Source organism: Pseudomonas sp. SORGH_AS_0211, assembly GCF_031453455.1.
GTDB lineage: Bacteria > Pseudomonadota > Gammaproteobacteria > Pseudomonadales > Pseudomonadaceae > Chryseomonas > Chryseomonas aestiva.
In genome coordinates, this window is the sequence record NZ_JAVIZV010000001.1 from 1,493,379 (window position 1) to 1,516,823 (window position 23,445).

Annotated in this window: 20 protein-coding genes and 2 pseudogenes; 12 read left to right on the forward strand and 10 right to left on the reverse strand. The window is 65.7% G+C overall.

The features are described 5' to 3' along the window. Positions 1 to 53: 53 nt before the first annotated feature. Entirely contained in the window at positions 54 to 1,751 is a 1,698-nt protein-coding gene (locus QE393_RS06980; protein WP_310042699.1) for a dihydroxyacetone kinase family protein, read from the forward strand. On the opposite strand, the gene QE393_RS06985 is transcribed toward QE393_RS06980, so the two are convergent. From QE393_RS06985 to speB, 3 genes are all read right to left on the reverse strand, one after another. Continuing rightward, positions 1,748 to 3,127: a sodium:solute symporter gene (locus tag QE393_RS06985; protein WP_273807035.1), complete on the reverse strand. Its 1,380-nt coding sequence runs from the start codon at positions 3,125 to 3,127 to the stop codon at positions 1,748 to 1,750. The two genes, QE393_RS06980 and QE393_RS06985, sit on opposite strands and share 4 nt — an antisense overlap. Before the next feature lie 63 nt (positions 3,128 to 3,190). Then, the gene (locus QE393_RS06990) at positions 3,191 to 4,696 is read right to left on the reverse strand and encodes a cytosine permease (RefSeq protein ID WP_273807036.1); all 1,506 of its coding nucleotides are present in this window, start codon (positions 4,694 to 4,696) and stop codon (positions 3,191 to 3,193) included. Between the two features lie 140 nt (positions 4,697 to 4,836). Continuing rightward, complete coding sequence (gene speB, locus QE393_RS06995) at positions 4,837 to 5,787, reverse strand: agmatinase (RefSeq protein WP_273807038.1); 951 nt, start codon at positions 5,785 to 5,787, stop codon at positions 4,837 to 4,839. A 136-nt stretch (positions 5,788 to 5,923) separates the two neighbouring features. On the opposite strand from speB, the gene QE393_RS07000 reads away from it, so the two are divergent. From QE393_RS07000 to QE393_RS22485, 5 genes and pseudogenes are all read left to right on the forward strand, one after another. Beyond that, entirely contained in the window at positions 5,924 to 6,823 is a 900-nt protein-coding gene (locus tag QE393_RS07000) for a LysR family transcriptional regulator (RefSeq protein ID WP_310042701.1), read from the forward strand. Between the two features lie 107 nt (positions 6,824 to 6,930). Continuing rightward, positions 6,931 to 7,260, forward strand: a pseudogene (locus tag QE393_RS22480) (PAS domain-containing protein); the annotation flags it as partial. Positions 7,261 to 7,353: 93 nt separating this feature from the next. Continuing rightward, a complete protein-coding gene (locus QE393_RS07005; protein ID WP_405046282.1) occupies positions 7,354 to 8,496 on the forward strand; it encodes a methyl-accepting chemotaxis protein in 1,143 nt (380 codons plus the stop codon). Between the two features lie 60 nt (positions 8,497 to 8,556). Next, positions 8,557 to 9,169 (forward strand): annotated as a pseudogene (locus QE393_RS07010) (tRNA-uridine aminocarboxypropyltransferase). Positions 9,170 to 9,226: 57 nt separating this feature from the next. After that, entirely contained in the window at positions 9,227 to 9,403 is a 177-nt protein-coding gene (locus tag QE393_RS22485) for a hypothetical protein (RefSeq protein ID WP_273807042.1), read from the forward strand. A gap of 72 nt (positions 9,404 to 9,475) precedes the next feature. Here QE393_RS22485 and QE393_RS07015 read toward each other — a convergent pair whose 3' ends face one another. Continuing rightward, the gene (locus QE393_RS07015; RefSeq protein WP_133859233.1) at positions 9,476 to 9,874 is read right to left on the reverse strand and encodes a YbaN family protein; all 399 of its coding nucleotides are present in this window, start codon (positions 9,872 to 9,874) and stop codon (positions 9,476 to 9,478) included. Positions 9,875 to 9,877: 3 nt separating this feature from the next. Beyond that, positions 9,878 to 10,462 (reverse strand): YecA family protein, encoded by a 585-nt coding sequence (locus QE393_RS07020; RefSeq protein ID WP_158895048.1) that lies wholly within the window; start codon positions 10,460 to 10,462, stop codon positions 9,878 to 9,880. A gap of 162 nt (positions 10,463 to 10,624) precedes the next feature. Here QE393_RS07020 and recQ point away from each other — a divergent pair, with 162 nt between their 5' ends. The 3 genes from recQ to QE393_RS07035 all read left to right on the forward strand — a co-directional run bounded on the left by recQ (position 10,625) and on the right by QE393_RS07035 (position 15,721). Then, positions 10,625 to 12,763, forward strand: a complete 2,139-nt coding sequence (recQ, locus tag QE393_RS07025) for a DNA helicase RecQ (RefSeq protein ID WP_273807044.1) — start codon at positions 10,625 to 10,627, stop codon at positions 12,761 to 12,763. Between the two features lie 73 nt (positions 12,764 to 12,836). Continuing rightward, positions 12,837 to 13,274 carry a MarR family transcriptional regulator gene (locus QE393_RS07030; RefSeq protein ID WP_007162293.1) on the forward strand — a complete coding sequence of 146 codons (438 nt, stop codon included), beginning with the start codon at positions 12,837 to 12,839 and terminating at the stop codon, positions 13,272 to 13,274. Positions 13,275 to 13,657: 383 nt separating this feature from the next. Beyond that, positions 13,658 to 15,721, forward strand: a complete 2,064-nt coding sequence (locus QE393_RS07035) for a FimV/HubP family polar landmark protein (RefSeq protein ID WP_310042702.1) — start codon at positions 13,658 to 13,660, stop codon at positions 15,719 to 15,721. Here QE393_RS07035 and QE393_RS07040 read toward each other — a convergent pair whose 3' ends face one another. Beyond that, positions 15,722 to 17,920: a patatin-like phospholipase family protein gene (locus QE393_RS07040; RefSeq protein WP_310042703.1), complete on the reverse strand. Its 2,199-nt coding sequence runs from the start codon at positions 17,918 to 17,920 to the stop codon at positions 15,722 to 15,724. A gap of 71 nt (positions 17,921 to 17,991) precedes the next feature. On the opposite strand from QE393_RS07040, the gene QE393_RS07045 reads away from it, so the two are divergent. Next, positions 17,992 to 18,312: a SelT/SelW/SelH family protein gene (locus QE393_RS07045; protein WP_133859228.1), complete on the forward strand. Its 321-nt coding sequence runs from the start codon at positions 17,992 to 17,994 to the stop codon at positions 18,310 to 18,312. A gap of 2 nt (positions 18,313 to 18,314) precedes the next feature. On the opposite strand, the gene cspD is transcribed toward QE393_RS07045, so the two are convergent. Then, positions 18,315 to 18,590 (reverse strand): cold shock domain-containing protein CspD, encoded by a 276-nt coding sequence (cspD, locus tag QE393_RS07050; protein WP_310042704.1) that lies wholly within the window; start codon positions 18,588 to 18,590, stop codon positions 18,315 to 18,317. Positions 18,591 to 18,811: 221 nt separating this feature from the next. Here cspD and clpS point away from each other — a divergent pair, with 221 nt between their 5' ends. Then, positions 18,812 to 19,168 carry an ATP-dependent Clp protease adapter ClpS gene (gene clpS / locus QE393_RS07055; protein ID WP_007162298.1) on the forward strand — a complete coding sequence of 119 codons (357 nt, stop codon included), beginning with the start codon at positions 18,812 to 18,814 and terminating at the stop codon, positions 19,166 to 19,168. Between the two features lie 48 nt (positions 19,169 to 19,216). Next, entirely contained in the window at positions 19,217 to 21,487 is a 2,271-nt protein-coding gene (gene clpA, locus QE393_RS07060) for an ATP-dependent Clp protease ATP-binding subunit ClpA (protein WP_133859226.1), read from the forward strand. A gap of 71 nt (positions 21,488 to 21,558) precedes the next feature. On the opposite strand, the gene infA is transcribed toward clpA, so the two are convergent. The 3 genes from infA to aat all read right to left on the reverse strand — a co-directional run bounded on the left by infA (position 21,559) and on the right by aat (position 23,305). Continuing rightward, a complete protein-coding gene (gene infA, locus QE393_RS07065) occupies positions 21,559 to 21,777 on the reverse strand; it encodes a translation initiation factor IF-1 (RefSeq protein WP_002553999.1) in 219 nt (72 codons plus the stop codon). Between the two features lie 95 nt (positions 21,778 to 21,872). Then, positions 21,873 to 22,580: an arginyltransferase gene (locus tag QE393_RS07070; RefSeq protein ID WP_273807105.1), complete on the reverse strand. Its 708-nt coding sequence runs from the start codon at positions 22,578 to 22,580 to the stop codon at positions 21,873 to 21,875. A gap of 35 nt (positions 22,581 to 22,615) precedes the next feature. Continuing rightward, positions 22,616 to 23,305: a leucyl/phenylalanyl-tRNA--protein transferase gene (gene aat, locus QE393_RS07075; protein WP_310042706.1), complete on the reverse strand. Its 690-nt coding sequence runs from the start codon at positions 23,303 to 23,305 to the stop codon at positions 22,616 to 22,618. Positions 23,306 to 23,445 lie beyond the last annotated feature (140 nt).

Sequence of the window (23,445 nt, forward strand, 5' to 3'; positions counted from 1 at the left end):
TGCCACTGGTCGCATGCCATACTGCGGCGACCCCTAGCCCTCAGGAGTGCCCGATGAAGAAGCTGATCAATAGCCCCGCCACCGTGGTTCGCGAGCTGCTCGAAGGACTCGTGAGCCTGGACCCCGGACTCGCCCTGCTGGCCGAGGAACAGGTCATCCTGCGCCAGCCCCTGGCCGCTACGGGAGATCGCCCGGTGGCGGTGATTTCCGGCGGCGGCAGTGGTCATGAACCGGCCCATGCCGGCTACGTCGGTGAGGGCATGCTGACCGCCGCGGTGGCGGGCGACGTCTTCACCTCCCCCAGCGTCGATGCCGTGCTGGCGGCCATCCGCGCGGTGGCCGGTCCGGCGGGTGCCCTGCTGGTGGTCAAGAACTACACCGGCGATCGCCTCAACTTCGGGCTGGCCGCCGAACTGGCGCGCAGCGAAGGCATTCCGGTCGAGACGGTGCTGGTGGCGGACGACGCCGCCTTGCGCCATACCGTAGCGCCGGAAAAGCGCCGGGGTATCGCGGGGACCGTGCTGATCCACAAACTCGCGGGCGCAGCGGCCGCCGCCGGGCGATCCCTGGTCGAGGTAGCCGCCCTGGCCCGCGCGGCGAGCGCCGACCTGCGCAGCATGGGTGTCGCCCTGGGTGCCTGCACGGTACCGGCCGTGGGCCACCCGGGTTTCCAGCTGGCGGAGGATGAGGTGGAATGGGGCCTCGGCATCCACGGCGAGCAGGGCGTCGAGCGTGGCCCCTGGCTGGGCGCCGATGCCACCGTGGCGCGCCTGCTGGATACCCTGGTCGAAGACGGCGGCTATCCCGCGGGCACCCGCCTGGCGCTGCTGGTCAATGGCCTCGGTGCAACGCCGCCGCTGGAACTCGCCCTGGTGGCACGGGCGGCATTGAGTCAGTTGCGCCAGCGGGGCCTGGTGGTGGAGCGCGCCTGGACCGGTACCTTCCTCAGTGCGCTGGACATGCCCGGCTGTTCGCTGTCGCTGCTGCCGGTGGACGAGGCGCGCCTGACGCTGCTGGATGCGCCGACCCTGGCCCGTGCCTGGCCGGGTGACGGCCGGGTACCGGCTGCGCCCACCTTATTGCCCACCCCCGCGGTGATATCCGAGGCGAACCCCCGTACCCCGGGCCCCCTGGCGGAGTCCCTGCAGGGGGCGGTGGACGCCGTGATCGCCAGCCTGCTGGCCAACGAAGCCCGCCTCACCGACCTGGACAGCCGCGCGGGTGACGGTGATCTGGGCACCAGCCTGGCCCGTGGCGCCGAGGCGTTGCGTGCCCTGCCGGCCAGCGCCTGGTACACCCCCGCCAGTGCCTTGGCGGCCATGGGTCAGGCGCTGCGCCGCGCCATCGGTGGCAGCTCCGGACCCTTTTATGCCTGTGCGCTGGTCCGCGCCGCTCAGCTGCTGGACGGTGTGGAGCGACCCACGCTGGCCCAGTGGGCCGACGCATTCGCCGGCGGCGTCCAGGCCCTGGCCGAACTGGGTGGCGCCCAGCCGGGCCAGCGCACCATGCTCGATGCCTTGCGGCCCGCGGCGGATGCCCTGCTCGCCGGTGCCCAGGCGGGCGCCGGCCCCGCGCAGGCCTTTGCCACAGCCCTCGCCGCCGCTCGCCAGGGGGCCGAGGCCACCGCCGAGATGCTGCCGGCACAGGGCCGCGCCAGCTACCTGGGCGAACGCGTCCGCGGCATTCCCGATGGTGGCGCCGTGGCGGTGGTCTGCTGGCTGGAAGCCCTGGAACCGGTGATCGCCGGCTAGGCCGACCGCGCGACTACCTGGGTACGCGCCGTGAGCAGGCTCACCAGCACGAAGCTGAGCAGGCTCAGGCCCAGGCTGAAATAGATCGGCGTATTGGCCTCCAGGCCGTCCTTGAGCATGAAGACGATGGCCGCGCCGGAACCCAGCAGCATGCTTGCCAGGGCGCCGGCCGTGGTGGCACGCGGCCAGAGGATGGCACCGAGCAGCGGCACCAGGATGCCGCCCACCAGCAGGTTGTAGGCCAGCGTCAGGGCACCGATGACGTCGCTCACCAGCAGGGCGACGGCGAGCACGGCCAGACCGGTGAGCAGGGTGAAGAGACGCGCCATGCCCAGGGTCGAGGCCTTGCCGCCGCGCAGGCGCGGCAGCAGGTCTTCGGTCAGGGTGGTGGCGGCCGCCAGCAGCCCGGCACTGGCGGTGGACATCATGGCCGCCAGGGCGGCGGCGATCACCAGGCCGCGGATACCGTCGGGCAAGGCGCTACGGACGATGGCGGCGAAGGCATTGTTGGCGTCCGCGAGGTCCGGCAGCAGCACCCGGGCGCACATGCCGATCAGGGCACCCACCAGGCCGTAGATCACGCAGTAGACGCCGGCCAGGCTGCCCGCCACTCGCGCCACGCCTTCGCTGCGAGCGGTGAAGACCCGCTGCCAGATGTCCTGGCCGATGAGGATGCCGAAGAAATAGATCAGGAAGTAGGTGAGGATGGTGTCATAGCCGAGGGTGGTCAGGGCGAAGGCGCTGGCTGGCAGCTTGGCCACCAGGGCGTCCCAGCCGCCGACTCGGGTCAGGCAGATCGGCAGCAGCACGAACATCAGGCCCGCGGTCTTGATGACGAACTGGACGATATCGGTCAGCGTCAGTGACCACATGCCGCCGATGCTGGAGTAGATCACCACCACGCCACCGCCGAGCAGGATGGCGCTCCAGAAGGGCAGGTCGAACAGCACCTGGATCACCGTGCCCATGGCCAGCACCGAGACCACGCTGAGCATCAGCGCATAGATGAACATGATCGCGGCGCTGGCCTGGCGGGCCAGCGGCGTGTAGCGCCGTTCCAGCACCTGGGTCACGGTGTAGATGCGCAGCTTGAGCAGCGGCTTGGCGAGGAACAGGTTGAGCACCAGGATGCCGCCGCCCAGCATGGCACACAGCCAGAAGCCGGACAGGCCATGGATGTAGCCCAGGCGGACCGTGCCCACGGTGGCGGCGCCACCCAGCACGGTGGCGGCCATGGTGCCCAGGTAGCAGAGCGGGCCGAGGTTGCGGCCGGCGACGAGGAATTCTTCCTGATTGCGCGCGCGGCGCATGCCGTACCAACCGAGCAGGAGCATGGCCAGGGCGTAGGCCAGGACGACGGAAATATCCAGGATCATTGACGGGATCTCTTGTAGCGGAAGGCAGGGCCGGACGCACCGGCCCATCGAAGGGGCTCGGGGTCAGGCGGCGCGAATGCCGTCCAGCGGTGCGCGGGCACCATGGCGTCTGGGCCGCCGTGCGCCGGCCGGGCCATAGACGGCAGCCGGTTCCGGGAACAGCAGGAGCAGCAGCAGATAGAGCAGCGCGGCGCTGCCCAGCGCCAGCGGCAAGCTCAGGTCGATGCCGCCCGCCAGCTCACCCAGGGGGCCCACGAACTGGCCGGGAAGATTGACGAAGGCGAGGCCGAGCAGGGCGCTGGGAACCCAGGCGCCCATGCCGCGCCAGTTCCAGCCATGGTGGAACCAGTAGCGACCCCCCTGCTCACCGCGGGTGAACACCTGCAGGTCGTCCGGGCAATAGAAGCCACGGCGTACCAGCAGGCCGAGGATCATGATCACCATCCAGGGGCTGGTGCAGGTCACGATCAGCACGGCGAAGGTGGACACGCTCTGTACCAGGTTGAAGCTGAAGCGCCCGATGAAGATGAAGGCGATGGCCGCCAGGCCGATCAGCAGGGTCGCCCGCACCCGGGTCAGCAACCGCGGCAGCACGCTGGAGAGATCCAGGCCGGTGCCATAGAGCGCCGTGGTACCAGTGGAAAGACCGCCGATGACCGCCAGCAGGCAGACCGGCAAAAAATACCAGGTGGGGGCGATGGCCAGCAGGCCGCCGACATAGTTGTTCTGGGCGATGTAGTCGGGGGCCTTTACCGCCACCAGCGAGGCGGTGGCCAGGCCGAACAGGAAGGGCAGCAGGGTGGCGGCCTGGGCCGCGATCACCGCCAGCAGGATGCGCAGGCGCGGCGTGCGTCGGGGAATGTAGCGCGACCAGTCGCCGAGAAAGGCGCCAAAGGACACCGGATTGCTCATGGCCACCAGCGCTGCGCCGACGAAGGCCGCCCAGAAGCCGGGCTCGCCCAGTCGCAGGGTGCCGGCGTAACCGGCATCGAAGCCGCCGACGAAGGCCGGGATGCCCAGCAGGAACAGCAGGCTGGCACTCACCACGGCGATCTTGTTGACCCATAGCATGAAGCGAAAGCCATACAGGCAGACCGTCAGTACCAGCACGGCGAACAGCCCGTAGGCCAGCCCCAGGCTGAGGGCGTTCTCCGGCAGTCCGGCCAGGCGCTGGGCGCCGCCCACCAAGGCGTCGCCGGAGCTCCATACCGACAGCGAGAAGAAGGCGATGGCGGTCAGCAGCGAGAGAAAGGAGCCGACGATACGGCCATGGACGCCGAAGTGAGCGCCGGAGGAGACGGCGTTGTTGGTGCCGTTGAGCGCCCCGAACAGGCCCATGGGCGCCAGGATGAGGGCGCCGCACAGGACGCCGGTCGCGATGGCCAGCACCCCGGCCTGGAACGACAGGCCGAACAGGATCGGAAAGCTGCCGAGCACGGCGGTGGCGAAGGTATTGGCCCCGCCGAAGATCAGGCGGAACAGATCGAAGGGCGTGGCATGGCGTTCGGGATCGGGAATCTGCTCGACGCCAAAGGTTTCGATACGGGTGATGCCGTCATGATGGTCCATGGATGACGCCTCGACACGGTTATCCGCGGGGCAGGCCCGCGTTCTTGTTGTCGGCGGGCCAGGCGGCCCACCGGTGTTCGGCAGCGAAAAAAAGGCAACGGGTGGGCGACCGTCATGGCGGGTCGCCGCACCTTGGAACGTCAGCGGTAAGCCACCCCCGGCAGTACGCAGAGCATCTCGTAGAGCAGATTGGCACCGAGCAGGGCGGTGTTGCCGGTGGTGTCATAGGGCGGCGAGACTTCCACCAGGTCGCAGCCCACCAAGTCGAGGCCGCGGCAGCCGCGGATGATCTCGAGCGCCTGGATGGTGGTCAGCCCGCCGATCTCCGGGGTACCGGTGCCTGGCGCCCAGGCCGGGTCGATGCTGTCGATATCGTAGGACAGGTACACCGGCCCGCCGCCAACCCGCTCGCGGACCTCGGCCATCAGGGGCGTGAGCGACCGGTGCCAGCATTCCTCGGCCTGGATTACCCGGAAGCCCTGCTCACGGCACCAGTCGAAATCGTCGGCGGCGTAGCCCTGGGCGCGCAAGCCGATCTGCACCACCCGGTCGCAGTCCAGCAGGCCTTCCTCCACCGCACGGCGGAAGGTGGTGCCATGGGCGATCTTCTCGCCGAACATGTGCTCGTTGACGTCGGCATGGGCGTCCACGTGCACCAGGCCGACCTTGCCGTACTTCTTCTTCATGGCGCGCAGGATCGGCAGGGTCAGGGTGTGGTCACCGCCCAGGGTGAGGGGGATGGCCTCGTGCTCCAGCACCCGGTCGTAGTGCTCCTCGATCAGGCGTACCGTATCGAGCAGGTTGAAGGTGTTGATGGCGACGTCGCCAAGGTCGGCGACACTCAGGGAGTCGAAGGGCGCTGCACCGGTGGCCATGTTGTACGGCCTGATCATCACCGACTCGCTGCGCAGCTGCCGCGGACCGAAGCGGGTACCGGACCGCAGCGAGGTACCGATGTCCAGCGGTATGCCGATGAAGGCGGCGTCCAGGCCAAGAGGGGAGGTGAGGTGGGGCAGTCGCAGCATGCTGGCGATACCGCCGAAACGGGGCATCTCGTTGCCGCCCAGCGGCTGGTGCAGGATCTTTTCCACGGGTCATCCTCGTTGTGCTGATGACCCGATTGTGCAAAGCCGCCGCCAGCCGAAGAATCGGCGCGGACAAAAAATCACTTCAGAGATTTCTGAACTAATGGCTAGACTGCCGGGCCGTGTCCACCGGGAGTCCGCCATGGCCAATGCCCTCCACGACATCCGCCTGCTCAAGCTGTTCGCCTGTGTGGTACGCCACCAGGGCTTCGCCGCGGCGCAGCAGGAATTGAATCTGTCGACCTCGGCCATCAGCACCTACATGAGCCAGCTGGAGGGTCAGCTCGGCATCACCCTCTGTCATCGCGGTCGTGGTGGTTTCGCCCTGACCAGCAAGGGTGAACTCTTCCATCAGGAAACCCTGCGCATCCTGGGTGAGATCGAAGGCTTCGAACGCTATGCCACCACCCTCAAGGGCGAGCTGAGCGGTACGCTCAACCTGGGCGTGCTGGATTCGCTGTCCAGCGAGCCGGCGCTGCCGCTGGCCAATGTGATCGGCAGCTATACCCACGACTATCCTGGCGTTCACCTGCACCTGGCCGTGACCAGCCCCTATGAATTGCAGCTCGGCGTACTGGAAGGGCGGCTGGATCTGGCGGTGGGCGCCTTTTCCGCGCGGATGAACGGGGTGGTCTATCAGCCGCTGTATCGCGAGCAGCATTGGCTCTACTGCAGCGATCGCCATCCGCTGTTCCAGGAGCGGCGCATTCCCGCCGAGGTGATCACTCGCCAGCGCATGGTGCGGCGGGGCTACTGGAGTCAGGCGGAACTGGCTCGGCATGGCTTCAAGGAGAGCGCCGCCACCGTCGAAAGCATGGAGGCGCAACTGATCCTGATTCTCTCCGGAGCCTATATCGGCTATCTGCCGGAGCACTATGTCCACGCCTGGGTCGATCAGGGCCGGCTCAAGGCCCTGCAGCCGGCGACCTTCGGCTATCAGGCGCCGTTCTCCCTCATCATCCGTCGAGGACGCGGACGAGAGCCGCTTATCGAGAGTTTTCAGCGCATCCTTAAAGCCCAGATGCAACATGCCGATAGTTAGTATGACGATAACCAAATGGTTACCGTTGGCGCCTGTGCAGGCAGTTGGCCACCATTGAACTGGTTGATGTCGCACGGAGTAGATAACCCGCTAGATAAGGCACCCGCATGCGCACGAATTTGCCGGTCACCCAGCAAGGCCGTACCTTCAAGCAAGAGGAACGACTCATCTCCACCACTGACCTGCAGGGGAACATCACCTACTGCAACGAGGCCTTCATCGCCATCAGTGGCTATACAAGGGAGGAGCTGATCGGCAGTCCGCACAACCTGGTGCGTCATCCCGACATGCCGCCGCCGGTGTTCGGCCACATGTGGGCGACCCTCAAGGAGGGCAAGCCGTGGATGGGCATCGTCAAGAATCGCTGCAAGAACGGCGATTTCTACTGGGTCAGCGCCTATGTCACCCCGATCCTCGAACAGGGCCGGGTGATCGGCTACGAATCCGTGCGTTCGCTGCCCAGCGCCAGCGAAGTCCGTCGCGCTGGCGAACTCTATGCCCGCATCAATGCCGGCAAGGCGCCCGTGCCCGTGACCCGCCGCCTGGGCAGCGCCATCGCCGCCTGCTGGTCGACGGTAGCGGCCACCGGCGTCATCCTGAGCGGCCATTTCCTGCTGGATGACACCAGTCAGGCGGTCCTCATCGTCGCGGCGCTGCTGGGTATCAGCGCGCACCAGCTCTATCGTCAGCGCGCCAGCATCGAGCGCATCCTCGCCGATCATCCGAAGATGTTTTCCAGTGCCGTGGTGGCCCCGACCTACAGCGACCAGTGCGGCGCTCCGGCACGCCTGGATCTGGCGCTGCACAGCGAAGCCGCGCGCCTGCAGACGGCCCTGACCCGTCTGGCCGACGTGGGCGACAGCGTGCGCGTCAAGGCGCGCGAATCCTCCCAGCTGGCCCAGTCCGAGGCCGAATTGCTGGATCAGCAGCGCCACGAGACCGACCAGTCCGCCGCGGCCATCACCCAGATGACCTCCACCATCCACGAGGTCTCGCAGAACGTCCAGGAGACCGCTCAGGCGGCGGCCAACGCCGAGAGCCTGGTGCACTCCGGGCGTGACAAGGCCGAAGAGAGCCTGACGTCCATGCGCGAACTCGGTGCCGCGGTCAGCGACATCGGCCAGGCCGTGGGCGAACTGGCCAGTTCGACCCAGAGCATCGGCAGCGTCGCCGATGTCATCACCGCCATCGCCGAGCAGACCAACCTGCTGGCCCTCAACGCCGCCATCGAGGCCGCCCGTGCCGGTGAGGCCGGTCGCGGATTCGCCGTGGTGGCCGACGAGGTGCGCTCGCTGGCCTCCCGCACTCGCGAATCCACCGAACAGATCCACCAGATCATCGCCAATCTGCAGGCCAATGCCGACCGCGCCGTGGCCACCGCCAGTCGCGGCGAAGAGACCTCGCGCCAGAGCGAACGCCATTCGGCGGCGGTACGCGAGTCTTTGGAAGGCATCAGCGAATCGGTCAGCCTCATCACCGCCATGAGCCAGCAGATGGCCACCGCGGTGGAAGAGCAGAGCCATGTGTCCGAAGACATCAACCGGCAGATCAGCCGCATCGCCGATCTCTCCGATCACAGCTCCGCCCAGGCTCGTCGTGGCTCGGAACTGAGTCGTGAACTGGAAGGCATGGCCGACTATCTGCACGATCTCACCGCCCGCTTCAATCGCTGAGTCGGGGAGGGCGGCGGTGATCCGGTATGATCGCCGCCCCGATTCGCTCCGGAAGTCCAGATGTCCCGTCCCGCCTGCGCGCGCTGTCAGCGGCCCCTGCCGTTGTGCCTGTGCGCGCTGATCCCCTCGCTGACCAGCCGCACCCGGGTACTGCTGCTGCAGCATCCCAGTGAGCGCCGTCACCCGCTCAACACGGCACGCCTGGCGGCGCTGGGACTCAGCAACGCACGCCTCGAAATCGGCGAGACCTTCGCCGAATTGCCGCTCTGGCTCGTCGGCCATGACGCCTGGCTGCTGTTCCCCGGGCCCGGGGCGATCCCGGTGGATCGGTTGCCGCCCACTGCTGCGACAGAATCGCGACGGCTGCTGGTGATTCCCGACGGCACCTGGCGCAAGGCACGCCTGCTGCTGCATGCCAATCCGCTGTTGGCGGCCCTGCCCAGGCTCACCCTGCCGCCCGGCGCACCGTCGCGTTACCGGGTACGCAAGGCACCGGCGGCGGATGCGTTGTCGACCGTGGAGGCCGTGGTCGCGGCGTTGAATGCACTGGAGGCTCCGCGCCGCTTCGACGCCTTGCTGGCACCTTTCGAGGCGCTGATCGACGGCCAGATCGCCGCCATGGGACCGGAAACCTTTTGCGCGCAATCATGGCGGGGCAGCACCAGGCGATTGAGGGAATTACCCCGCGGCTGGACGACTCTACCTAGGGAGTCAGCAGAGGAGTCACCCCATGTCCCGCTTCCCGATCCACCAGCACAGCGAACTCGCCAGCTTTACCGCCCTGGTCCAGCCCCGCGCGGGCGGTGAACCCGATCAGCCCGATCCCGCACCCATCCAGCCCAGCGAACCGGGCGAGCCCACCGTCCCCGATCAGGCGCCCCCGACCCCCATGGCCAGGGCCGCCTGACGCCCCAGCGCCACCGTCAGGCATGAAAAAGGGCGATCATCGCTGATCGCCCTTTTTCATGCCTGACGGTGGCTAGCGTCGGGTCTTTTGCCGGAGCAGGTAAACCGTTACCGCCGCGCAACTGGTGAAGGCCGCCACCCGGGCCCAGACATAGGGCACCAGCCAGCAGGAAAACCCCACGCTGATCCACATGGCGACGATGGCGTAGACCTTGCCCTTGAGCGGGATGCCGTCGCCTTCCAGATAGGGTTTGACCCAGGGCCCCAGCCATCTGTGGTTGATCAGCCACAGGTAGAACCGCTCCGAACTGCGCATGAAGCAGGCCGCGGCCAGCAATAGGAAGGGCGTGGTGGGCAGCAGCGGCAGAAAGGCGCCGATGATGCCCAGGGCCACGCTCAACCAGCCGATGCCCAGCAGCAGGTAGCGGACCCAGCCCTTGCGCTGGCGGGGTCTGGGAGTGGCCTCGTCCATCGCTCAGTGACGCGGCTTCAGCAGCGCCGGCTTTTCTTCGGGGGAATGGCAGAGCAGGAACAGCTGGGTCAGCAATTCCGGAATCTGCACCATCATGTCGGCGACCAGGCGGCGGTCCTGGGCGATCTCGGCGAACTCCGGCTGTTCGTCGAACAGACCCGAACCAACCATGATCGGCAGCAGCAGCTCGCTGACTTCGTCCTCGGCATCTTCGAACCACACGGCTTCGCGCAGGAAGACCCCTTCCATGAAGCCGATGCACCAGCCGCGCAGCTCGGAGTCGTCCGGCTCCGGGCCGAGCTCCAGGTCGCACGGCAGGTCCAGCTCTTCGTCACTGCCCAGCACGCGCAGGATATGCGCCTTGAGCTGCACCAGGGAGCGCTCGATCTCTTCCTGCTGGGCAGCGTCGCGATACTGCGGCGGTTCGGCGAAGAGCGCGTCGATCCACTCGCGTTCGGGAACCTCTTCCGGGCAGATGGACAGGGCGGTCAGGTAGCCATGGGCGGCTACGTAGTCGAGCGCTTCTTCGTGCAGATCGTCTGCATCGAGAAAATCGCGCAGACGGGTCAATTGTTCGGCGAAGGACATCGGCTACTTACCTCGGAAAGGATTCGAAAGGGCAGAACGGCCGGAATTGTAGACGAGCGCCCGGGTCACGTCGAACCCGACGGCCTGGGGCCGGCCGACGGAAAAGCACCGCCGCAGCGCCCCCGGCATCCGTATAATGGCCTTTCCATTCGAGGAGGCTTCATGTCAGAACCCGCGCTGCGCATCCTTAAAGACGTCTTTGGCTACGACGCGTTCCGTGGCAACCAGGCCCGGATCATCGAGCGTGTGGCCAGTGGTGGCGATGCGCTGGTGCTGATGCCCACGGGCGGCGGCAAATCCCTGTGCTACCAGGTGCCGGCGCTCCTGCGGCCCGGTGTGGCCGTGGTGGTCTCGCCACTGATCGCGCTGATGGACGACCAGGTCGCCACCCTCCTGGAACTGGGCGTGTCGGCGACGGCGCTCAATTCCACCATGACCGGCGAACAGCAGAGATCCGTCGCCGCGCAGCTGGAGCGCGGCGAGATCAAGCTGCTCTATCTTGCGCCCGAGCGCCTGGTCCAGCCGCGCATGCTGGACTTCCTCAAGCGCCTGCCGATCGCCCTGTTCGCCATCGATGAAGCCCACTGCGTGTCCCAGTGGGGGCATGACTTCCGTCCGGAATACATGCAGCTCGGCCAACTGGCCGAACACTTCCCCGACGTGCCGCGCCTGGCGCTCACTGCCACCGCGGATTCCCGCACCCGCGAAGAGATGGCCAGCCGCCTGCACCTGGAAGAGGCCGAGCGTTTCCTCTCCAGCTTCGATCGCCCCAACATCTTCTACCGCATCGTGCCCAAGGAAGCGCCGCGCAAGCAGCTGCTGGCCTTTCTCGCCGAGCGTCGCGGCGATGCCGGCATCGTCTACTGCATGTCGCGCAAGAAGGTCGAGGAGGTGGCCGAGCAGCTCAGCAACCAGGGCTTCCCCGCCTTGCCCTATCACGCCGGCCTGCCCAACGACGTGCGCGCCGCCAACCAGAAGCGTTTCCTCAACGAGGAAGGGCTGATCATGGTCGCCACCATCGCCTTCGGCATGGGCATCGACAAGCCCAACGTGCGCTTCGTCGCCCACCTCGATCTGCCCAAGAGCCTGGAAGCCTACTACCAGGAAACCGGCCGGGCCGGCCGCGATGGCCTGCCCGCTGACGCCTGGATGGCCTACGGCCTGCAGGACGTGCTGCTGCTGCGGCAGATGATGCAGAACTCCGAGGGCGACGAGCGCCACAAGCGCATCGAGCGGCACAAGCTCGAAGCCATGCTGGCGCTGTGCGAGGAAACCCGTTGCCGGCGCCAGGTGCTGCTGGCCTATTTCGACGAGCACCTGCCCCAGCCCTGTGGCCATTGCGACAACTGCATCGACACCGTCGAGACCTGGGATGCCACCGAGCCGGCGCGTCAGGCGTTGTCGGCCATCTACCGCAGCGGTCAGCGCTATGGGGTAGGGCACCTGGTCGACATCCTGCTCGGTCGCGAGACCGAAAAGATCACCAGCCTCGGCCACCAGCGGCTCGCCGTGTTCGGCCTGGGCAAGGCCCGCGGCGAGGACGAGTGGCGCACCCTGTTCCGCCAACTGGTGGCCCGCGGCCTGGCCGAGGTGGATGTCGACGGCTATGGCGGCCTGCGCCTGACCGAAAGTTGCCGGCCGCTGCTGCGGGGCGAGGTTCGCATCGAATTGCGCCGTGACCCCAAGCCCCAGCGTGGCCGGGGCAGCAGTGGCAGCGGTTCGGCTAGCGCCGCCAGCCAGCTGGTGCGCGCCGACGAGCGCGAACTCTGGGAGGTCCTGCGCACCCTGAGACGCAAGCTGGCCGAAGAGCATTCGGTGCCGCCCTATGTGATCTTCCCCGACGCCACCCTGCTGGAGATGCTGCGCAGCCAGCCGCGCTCGCTGGACGAGATGAGCCGGGTCAGCGGCGTGGGCGCCCGCAAGCTGGAGCGTTATGGTCAGGCTTTCCTCGACGTCCTCAATGACGGCGACGCCGCGGCGGCTCCGGTCGCCGACGTACGCCACGAGGTGCTGACCCTGGTACGCGCCGGCATGACGCCCGAGCAGGCTGCGCGGCAGCTCAATTGCTCGGAAAAGAATGTCTATGCACTATTGGCCGAAGCCATCGCCGGGCAGCAGATCGCCCTAGAACAGGCCCTCGACCTGCCGGAGGATCTGCTGGCGGAAATCCAGGATGCCTTCCTCGAAGACGAGGGCGAGTTGCCACCGGTCGCCCATGTCGCCGCGCGCTTCGAGGGGCGGGTGGCGACTGGGGCGCTGTACTGTGTGCGGGCAGCCTTGCAGGCGGAATTGGCGGACTAGCGAGGCGCGGCGGTTGCCCCGCCATGCCTGTAACCAGAATAATGAGAAAATCCAAGTACAAGGTTTAGCCTGAATGACCCCTACCGATCCACACCTGTTTGGCCGCCAGATCTTCCATGTCTCCCGTGCCTGGCGCGCCGAGCTAGACCGGCGCCTGAGTCACCTGGGGCTGTCTCAGGCGCGCTGGCAGGTGTTGCTGAACCTGGCCCGGATGAAGGGTGTGCAGCCCACCCAACGTGAACTCGCCCAGAGCATCAGCATCGAGGGGCCGACCCTGGCACGGTTGCTGGACGGCCTGGAAAAGCAAGGTCTGGTCAAGCGTCTGGCGGTCACCGAGGACCGTCGCGCCAAGCGCATCATGCTGACCCAGGAAGCCGGTCCGCTGATCGAGAAGATCGAGACCATCGCCGAAGCCCTGCGCAAGGAACTGCTCAGCGGCCTCGACGATGAAGAGATCGCCATCTGCCAGCAGGTGCATCAGCGCGTCCTGGCCAATCTCGAGCGCGGCTGACCGCCGTCTGGCGGCTAGGGGCGCCCGGGCTCCTCCGCCCAGCCCCGGGGTCGGGTCTGGCCGGAGCGTCTGGCATCGCTGCTGGCGCTCCCAGCCATCCTTGGCCGCTTTTCTGCGCGCGCGGCCATCGGTTTGCCGTCTGTCGGTATCGATGCTACGTTCCAGCGTAGCGGAGGCGATTTTTGTGAGCCACCGCGCTAAAACACCGGTTTCCTCGAATACCTGACGCAGCGGTATCCATGGTCGCGAAACGCCGTCCCCTTGCCTTTGTTCTTCTGTCGGCCGCCGCGCTGACTCCTCTTCCTCAAGCGGCGTTCGCGCTCGGCCTGGGGGGCATCACCCTGCAGTCTTCGCTCAACGAACCTCTGCGCGCGAGGATCGAGTTGGTCAACATCGGCGATGCCGGTGCCGAGGACTTCCGCATCCATCTGGCGGCGAACGAGGCCTTTGCCCAGGCCGGAGTGGATCGCACCCAGTTCCTCGACGATCTGAAGTTCACCCCGCACCTGCGCACGGCGGCGGGCAGCTATGTCGAAGTGACCTCGCGCCGCTCGCTGGTCGAGCCCTATCTGGGCTTCATCGTTCAGCTGGAACAGCCGGGCGGCAAGCAGTTGCGCGAGTTCACCCTGCTGGTGGATCCGCCGCGCAGTGGTGGCGCCCCCACCAGCGTCGCCAGTACCGCCCCGGCGCGCGTCCAGGCGGCGCCCGCTCGCGCCGCCGCCCCGGCCGCCGATCCGGTGGTCCGTCAGGCCGTATCGGCACCGCGCCAGGGGCTGGCGCCCTCGCCGGACCTGGCCGCCGGGGAGGGCGTCTACCAGACGCGTCCCAGGGATACCCTCTGGAGCATCGCCAAGCGCCTGGGGCCAATGGCCAATCGATCGGCCGAGCAGCTCATGGCCGATTTGTTCGCCCTCAATCCGGCGTCCTTCGCCAACAATGATCCCGGACGGCTCAAGGCCGGTCAGCGCCTGCGCCTGCCCGTGGGTGTCAGTGAACCTGCGCCGCGGCAGCCGGCAGTCGCCAGGACCAAGCCGCCCGCGCCGAGCCCGATACCCGCTGCACCGGTCGCCACGGCGCCCGCTCTGGCACCGGCATCTGCTGCGCCAGCACCTGCCGCGGCACCCGTCGCTGCGCCCGCACCGGCACCGGTACCGGAATCAGTGGCGCCTCCAGTAGCGGCGCCGCAGCCGGCCGGAAGCTCTGCCGAAGACACCAAGCCCCTACTGGTGACGCAGGACCTCGGGCGGCAGGTTGGCGACCTGGAAGGTCAGCTGACTCAGCTGCAGGAGCGTTACGACGCACTGCTGGCACAGAAAGAGGTGATGATCGAGCAGCTCCAGCAGGACCGTGAAGGTCTGCAGCAGCAGTTGAAGCAGGCGCGTTCGGTGGCCCTGGCCACGCCGACGCCCGCTCCCGCGACGCCGGCACCGGAAAGCCCTGCCGCTCAATCGGCGCCCGTTGTCTCCAGTCCTGCCGCGGGCGGCACCGACGAAGGCCTGTTGTCACTGCGCTCGCTGTTGTTGGCGGGTGGCGCGGCCCTGCTGGCCCTGGCCGGCGTGCTCTGGTGGCGCCGGCGTAAGGCGGAAGACGTCGTCTTCGACGATGCGGATGACGTCGCAAGTGTCGAAATGGTCGAGCCCTCGCCCGAGCCCGTGCTGGCCGCGACCCAGCCGGTGGTTGCCAAGTCCAGGGCCAAGCCCGCAGCCGTCGCCGCCAGCCCGGCGCCGGTCGACGATCATGCCGGTCGTGCGGAGATCTACATCGCCTATGGCCGCTATGGCCAGGCGCGGGAAGTGCTGGAAAGCGGCCTGGCCGAAGATGATCGGCGTCAGGATCTGCGGCTGCTGCTGCTCCGGGTGCTGGCCACCCTGGGCGAGGCTCCGGCGTTCAGGGAGCACGAGCAGCGTTTCCTGGCGCTGGGAGGCGTGGCGGCGAGCCTGGCGGTGCTGCACGCCCAGTTTCCCGGCATGTCCGCCGATCCGGTGGAGCCCCTGCTGGAGGACGATCTGGACCTCGACCTGCCAGCCTTCGATGCGCCGGCCAGCGAATGGTCGGCGGAGTTGCAGTTCGCCGAGCCGGCGGTACCCGCGCCGGTGACCGAAGAGCACTACGATCTGGATCTGGCGGATCTGAGTCTCGATGAAGCCATTGCCCTGACCGAAGAGCTGGATGCCGATTCGGGGTGGAAGCAGGTCGATGCCCTGGAAGTCTCCCTGGAAGACGACTTTCCCGAAGGCCTGGGCGAGTTGCCGGGCGTCATGGAGCTGGACCTGAGTCTCGACGAGCACTTCATGGCCGATGCCATTGCCCGGCGGTTTGCCGAGGCCGAGGCCTGTCTCGACCAGGGCGACGTTCAGCACGCCGCCTCGCTGTTGCAGGAAATCGTCAGCGAAGGCAGCGACAGCCAGCGCGAGCGGGCCGAGATCCTGCTGTCCCGCATCGCCTGATCAGAAGCTGTTGCCCAGGTTGATGTAGAAGGCGTGTTCGCCCTGGTCGCTCAGGCCATAGGTGAACTTGAGCGGTCCCAGTGGCGTGTCCAGCCCGAGGAACAGGCTGGCCGCGCTGATGTTGCCGCTGTCGTAGTCGTCATCCCGATTCCAGATGCGTCCCTGTTCCAGGCTGCCGCCCAGATAGACCGGGGTGTCCAGCGGGAACAGCGAGCGCTGCGTGAGCTGGTGGTAGTAGATCAGCCGCGCCAGGCCGTAGTTCTGGCCGGACAGGGCATCCTGCCGATAGCCCGAGAGCTGCCAAGCACCCCCCAGCAGGAAGCTGCTGGTTACCACGTTGGTGTCGCTGTCCGTCGACAGGGTGCGCCCCAGGCCGCCCCCCAGCACGAAGGTGTTGTAGCCATAGCTGAGCGCCTTGTTCAGGTGCAGGTCCAACTGACGGTAGCGTGAGTCCGAACCCAGACTCGGATCGAACTGCCTGAGCGTCAGCGCCAGGTCCTGGCCCTCTCGCGGGAAGTTCACGTCGTCCAGATCGTCCAGCGAATAGCGTAACTCGTAGAAGCCTTCGGTAAAGGATTCCTCCGGGGTGTCGCGCGGTCCGACATGCACCTTGGTACTGCCCCAGTCATGGCCGATACCCAGGCGCAGCTCGGCCTTGTTGCCGATCTGCCGACCCACATTGAGGCCGAAGCCATAGCGCTCGCGCCGGTATTCGGCGATGGGGTCGTTGCGCTCCAGTTGCTCGATGTTGCGGGCCTCGCCGCCGACGTAGGGCGCGATGAAATAGCGTGAGCCCACATCCAGAGGCTGGTAGAACTCGCTGTAGAGCTCCTGGTGATCGCCGATCTGCATCCGGGTCAGCCATTCGCCGCCCAGGCGGTTGAGGCCGTTGATGCGATAGCTGGCACCGAAGTTGAAGGCGCTGTCGCCCCGCAGGTCGTCGGACAGATTCAGGCCCAGCCGCAGGAAGTCCGTACCGCTGCGCTTGCCGCGAGCATAGATCACCAGCACGTTGTCGCCAGGGCCGTCCCGGCGGATGCGGTATTCCACCTGGTCGAAGTAATCCAGGCCGTAGAGGGTGCTCATGTCGTCCTGCAGGCGCTCGACATTGAGGGGTTCGCCCAGGCGCTGGCGGATGTAGTGACGAATGACCTCGTCTTCGACCTTGGAGTCGTTCTCGATGCGGATGGCGTCGATGACCGGGGTGCGGCTGCTGGGCGCGCGCGCGGCTGCCACGGCCGTGGAGCGCTCGCTTTTCGCGTCCTTGCGCAGCACCGCCAGTTCGCTCGCCATCGCCATGGTCGCCCGATAGCCGGCATCGATCAGCGCCCTGACCTCGCTGAAGTCGGCGCTGGTATAGCTGGCCAGTGGCGGCTGGATCAGCAGGTCCTGCTTGCCCAGGGTCGCCAGCTGCGCCTGGGAATTGTTGCGCGTCATCAGGGTGGTGGACTGGTTGAGCACGTCCAGTACCGTGGTCAGGTCCCTGCGCTTGAGCAGCGGGGTACCGATGTCCACCACCACCACCCGCTGCGCGCCCATGTCCCGGGCCACGTCGATGGGGATGTTGTCGACCATGCCGCCATCCACCAGCAGCCGGCCGTCGATTTCCACCGGAGCGAACACCGCCGGAATCGACATGCTGGCGCGGATCGCGCGGGGCAGATGACCATGATCGAAGACCACCTTCTCGCCGGTGGTGATGTCCGTGGCCACGGCGCGGAAGGGGATGGCCAACTGGCTGAAGTCCCGGGTATCGCTGGTATGCACGAACAGCTTTTCCAGCATCATCCCCAGGTTCTGGCCCTGGATCACCCCGATGGGCAGGCCCAGGGTGCCGTCATCCCGAAAGCTGAGCTTCTGCTTGACCAGGAAGTCCCGGTCATCCTGCTTGCGCCGGTAGGGCACGTCCTTGCGTGGCGGCTGGTCGGACAGTACCTGGCCCCAGTCCATGTCCAGTGCGATGCGTTCCAGTTCCTCGGCGCTGTAGCCGGCGGCATAGAGGCCGCCGATCACCGCGCCCATGCTGGTGCCGGCGATGGCGTCGACCTGGATGCCCTGTTCCTCCAGCGCCTTCAGCACGCCGATATGCGCCAGTCCCCGGGCCGCGCCGCCAGACAGCACCAGGCCGACCTTCGGCGGCGGGGCACTCCAGGCCAGGGCGGACAGGAGAAGGCAGGCTACCAGCAGCAACAGGCGCATAGGACGGACCACATGGCGGACGGAATCGGGAGCTGCGTATTATAGGGAGCCCAGGCCTTGCGAGGTGTACCGTGGCGGACGCCAGACCTATCATCACCATCCACTACTGCACCCAGTGCCAATGGTTGCTGCGCTCGGGCTGGCTGGCCCAGGAGCTGCTCAGCACCTTCGGTACCGATCTGGGGGGAGTGACATTGCTACCGGGAACCGGTGGCGTGTTCGAGGTCGCCTGTGGCGGAGAGGTGCTCTGGGAGCGGAAGAGGGATGGCGGCTTTCCCGATGCCAGAGCGCTGAAGAATCGGGTCAGGAACCTGCTGTTTCCGGAGCGCGATCTCGGGCACAGCGAAGGACAGCGGCGCGAAGGGGGAGATGGCGCCCCCGAAGGGGCGTGAGATCAGGCTTCCGTACTGACCGTATCCCGCACATCGAGGGTATTGGTGGCCGGCGCAGCGGCGGGTGCGTTCACTTCGGCCGCGCGAATCTCGACGGCATGCAGGCCCTTGGGACCCTGAACGATATTGAAGTTGACCGCCTGGCCCGCCTTCAACGTGCGGTAACCGTCCATCTGAATGGCCGAGTAATGAGCGAATAGGTCTTCATCACTGTTATCTGCAACGATGAAGCCATATCCTTTGGCGTTGTTGAACCATTTGACCTTGCCACTGAGCATACCGGCTCCCTCTGCAAAGGACTCCAAGCCTGGAGTATCATTCGACTACAGTTCCAGTGAATCCACACAGACGCCACTACAACGGAACCCTTGGTACCTCGTCGGTACAGGATGTTTGTAACACCCTTTCAGCCTTAGTCAAGGCAAGGCAATAGGCGGCTGAGACGTGGATCAAGCTCTTTTTTTCCTGCTATTCATCCCGTAATTCGGAATCGATCAGAATGCGTGTAATCGACCCCATCCGACTGGCGGCGGACGACAACGAACATCAGGACGGCGACAACGGCGGCCTGGCGGTGCAGGAGGCGAAACCTGCACTAAAACGGCCAGCCAGATATCGAGTTCTGATGTATAACGATGACTACACCCCGATGGAGTTCGTCGTCGAGGTGCTGGAACGCTACTTCAGCATGAACCGCGAAGCGGCTACCCAGGTGATGCTCACTGTGCATACTCAGGGAAAGGCAGTCTGCGGAACATTTACTCGCGATGTCGCTGAAACCAAGGCCATGCAAGTCAATCAATATGCCAGGGAGTGCAACCACCCGCTGCTGTGTGAAATCGAAATCGAAAGTTAGATCTGTGCTGCTTGGGCTACTGTGCTGCTTGGGCTATGAGGTGAAGCTATGTTGAATCGTGAGCTCGAAGTCACCCTGAATCTCGCCTTCAAGGAGGCGAGGACGAAGCGTCATGAATTCATGACCGTTGAGCACCTCCTGCTGGCGCTGCTGGACAATGAAGCGGCGGCCACCGTGTTGAGAGCCTGCGGCGCCAACATTGATCGCCTGCGGCGCGATCTGTTGGAATTCATAGATTCCACCACGCCCCTGATCCCACAGCAGGACGACGAGCGCGAAACCCAGCCGACGCTGGGTTTTCAGCGTGTCCTCCAGCGTGCGGTCTTCCACGTGCAGAGCTCGGGCAAGCGCGAAGTGACCGGGGCCAACGTCCTGGTCGCCATCTTCAGCGAGCAGGAAAGCCAGGCAGTGTTCCTGCTCAAGCAGCAGAGCGTGGCGCGGATCGATGTGGTCAATTTCATCGCGCACGGCATCTCCAAGGTGCCAGGGGCCGCACCCGAAGCCGAGCAGGATCAGGACGCTGCCGAGGAGGAGGGTGCCGAACCCAGCTCTTCCAATAATCCGCTGGAAGCCTACGCCAGCAACCTCAACGAGCAGGCTCGCCAGGGTCGCATCGATCCGCTGGTGGGGCGTGAATCGGAAGTCGAGCGCGTAGCCCAGATCCTTGCCCGGCGCCGCAAGAACAACCCGCTGCTGGTGGGCGAGGCCGGCGTCGGCAAGACCGCCATCGCCGAAGGCCTGGCCAAGCGCATCGTCGACGGTCAGGTCCCCGACCTGCTGGCCGACAGCGTGGTCTATTCCCTCGATCTCGGTGCGCTACTGGCCGGGACCAAATACCGCGGCGATTTCGAAAAGAGATTCAAGGCCCTGCTGGCGGAGCTGAAGAAGCGGCCCCACGCCGTGCTCTTCATCGACGAGATCCACACCATTATCGGTGCCGGCGCAGCCTCGGGCGGGGTGATGGACGCCTCCAACCTGCTCAAGCCGCTGCTGTCCTCCGGTGAGATCCGCTGCATCGGCTCGACCACCTTCCAGGAATTCCGCGGCATCTTCGAAAAGGACCGGGCACTGGCGCGGCGCTTCCAGAAGGTCGATGTCGTCGAGCCGTCGGTGGATGATACCTACGGCATCCTGCGTGGCCTCAAGGGGCGCTTCGAGCAGCATCACCACATCGAGTACACCGACGAGGCCCTGCGTGCCGCAGCCGAACTGGCTGCGCGCTACATCAACGACCGGCACATGCCCGACAAGGCCATCGACGTGATCGACGAGGCAGGTGCCTACCAGCGCCTGCAGCCCGAAGACCGTCGTGCCGAGCGCATCGACGTGCAGCAGGTCGAAGACATCGTCGCCAAGATCGCGCGGATCCCCCCGAAGACCGTCAACAGTTCCGACAAGGAGCTGCTGCGCAACCTGGAGCGCGACCTCAAGCTGACCGTCTTCGGTCAGGACCTGGCCATCGAATCCCTGTCCACCGCGATCAAGCTGTCCCGTGCAGGTCTGAAATCTCCGGACAAGCCGGTTGGTTCCTTCCTCTTCGCCGGTCCCACCGGGGTAGGCAAGACCGAGGTTGCCCGGCAGCTGGCCAAGGCCATGGGCGTCGAACTGGTGCGCTTCGACATGTCCGAGTACATGGAGCGGCATACCGTGTCTCGCCTGATCGGTGCGCCTCCCGGCTATGTTGGTTTCGACCAGGGTGGTCTGCTGACCGAAGCCATCACCAAGACGCCGCACTGCGTGCTGCTGCTTGATGAGATCGAGAAGGCTCACCCCGAGGTGTTCAACCTGCTGCTGCAGGTCATGGACCATGGCACCCTGACGGACAACAACGGTCGCAAGGCCGACTTCCGCAACGTGATCCTGATCCTGACCACCAACGCCGGCGCCGAAACCGCATCCCGTGCCTCCATCGGCTTCACGCTGCAGGATCACACCACGGATGCCATGGAAGTCATCAAGAAGAGCTTCACGCCCGAGTTCCGCAACCGTCTGGATACCATCATCCAGTTCGGCCGCCTGAGCACGGAAGTCATCAAGAGCATCGTCGACAAGTTCCTTACCGAACTCCAGGCGCAGCTCGAAGACAAGCGTGTCCAGCTTGAGGTCACGGATGCGGCCCGCAGCTGGCTGGCAGAGCGTGGCTACGATGTGCAGATGGGTGCTCGTCCCATGGCGCGCCTCATTCAGGACAAGATCAAGCGGCCGCTGGCCGAGCAGATCCTGTTCGGGGACCTGGCCGACCATGGCGGTATCGTCCACATCGACGCGGTGAACGACGAGCTGGAATTCGAGTTCGAGACCACGGCCGAACCTGCTTGAGGGCAGGTCGCGATTTACAATCGCTCATGAAAAAGCCCGGCATTGCCGGGCTTTTTCATGAAAGGATTCGCTTAACGCGCGCGGTAAGTGATCCGGCCCTTGCTCAGATCGTAAGGCGTCAGCTCCACGCGAACCTTGTCGCCCGTCAGGATGCGGATGTAGTTCTTACGCATCTTCCCGGAGATGTGCGCGGTGACGACGTGCCCATTTTCCAACTCCACGCGAAACATGGTGTTGGGAAGGGTGTCGACGACAGTACCTTCCATTTCGAAGCTGTCTTCTTTCGACATATATAGAAAAGCCCTCGGTGACAAAAATTGGCCCAGAGCAGTCCGGGCGAAAAAGGCCCATATTCTGACAGAAATTCAGAAAAAGCGCTATTTCGTCAGGCCAGGGCAACCCAGCGCTGATTGACGAAGAGCTCAATGGGACGATACTCGGTCTTATAGGACATCTTGCGACACCCTTTGATCCAGTAGCCGAGATAAACCGCGTCGAGGCCGAGGCGGCGCGTTTCGGCGACCTGCCAGAGGATACCGAATACGCCCAGGCTGCGCCTTTCTTCGCTGGGGTCGTAGAAGGTGTAGACCGCCGACATGCCGTTGGGCAGCACATCGGTCACCGCGATGCCGATCAGGCGGTCTTCCACCCGCATCTCGTAGAAGAAGGCGTAGGGCAGGTGGCTGACCAGGAAGGTGGAGAACTGGCCGCGACTCGGCGGAAACATGTCGCCGTCGGCGTGGCGTTCGCTGATATAGCGGGCGTAGAGTTGATAGCGCTCTTCGGTGAAACCCGGGTCGCAGCGCGTGACCTTGATGTCGAGATTGCGCTTGAGTACGCGCGTCTGCTTGCGGCTGGGGCGAAAGCGAGCGACGGGGATGCGGGCGGGAACGCAGGCTTTGCAGAGCTGGCAGTGGGGGCGGTAGAGGTGATCGCCGCTGCGGCGGAAGCCCAGTTCGGACAGCTCGGCGTAGATCTGGCCGTTCATGGGTTGCGAGGGGTCGAGAAACAGCGTGGTCGCCTGCTCGTTGGGCAGGTAACTGCAAGCGTGAGGCTGGGTTGCGTAAAACTTGAGTCTCGCCAGCTCGGTCATGTCGAATCTCTACATAAGCCTGGCCTGAGTGTAAGTCACCCGCAGAAGGTAGGCCAGGCGGCCATGCTGGCCTGATCCAGGTATTTGGCCAGGTATTCGGCAAAGCGTTCCCGGGAGAGACTGCTCGCGCCGAGACTCTCCAGATGCGCGGTTTGCATCTGGCAGTCGATCATCACGAAGCCCCAGGCGGCCAGGTCCCGTACCAGAGTCACGAAGCCGATCTTGGAAGCGTTGTCGGCGTGGCTGAACATGGACTCGCCAAAGAACAGCTTGCCCATGGCGATGCCGTAGAGACCGCCGACCAGCTGGTCGCTGTCCCAGACTTCCACGGAATGAGCCCAGCCCTGGGCGTGCAGTTCCTGGTAGGCGTGGCGCATCTCCGCGGTGATCCAGGTGCCGTCGGCATCGCGTCGCGGGCCGGCGCAGGCCTGGATCACCCTGGCGAAGGCCTGATCGTAGGTGACGCGCAGCGGCGTCTTGCGCAGGGTCTTCGCCAGGCTGCGGGAGACGTGCAGGTCTGGCGGGAAAAGCACCGTACGGGGATCTGGCGACCACCAGAGCAAGGGCTGGCCAGCCTGGTACCAGGGAAAGCAGCCGTGGCGATAGGCGCCGATCAGGCGTGCCGCGCTCAGGTCGCCGCCGACGGCCAGGAGGCCGTTGGGTTCGCGCAGCGCCTGCTGCAGAGGCGGGAAGTCAGGGCTTTCGCGGGTCAGCCATTTCACCATGGTAGGGGAGGGCGCCTTCTGATGGGTGGAGCCAAAGGGGTGCGGCTTGTGCGTAACAAGCTCAAGAAATCGTCATAACTCTTTGTCAGGACAACGAAAGAATGCTCCAATGTTGTGCCTGAAGGCGGTTCCGGTACGGC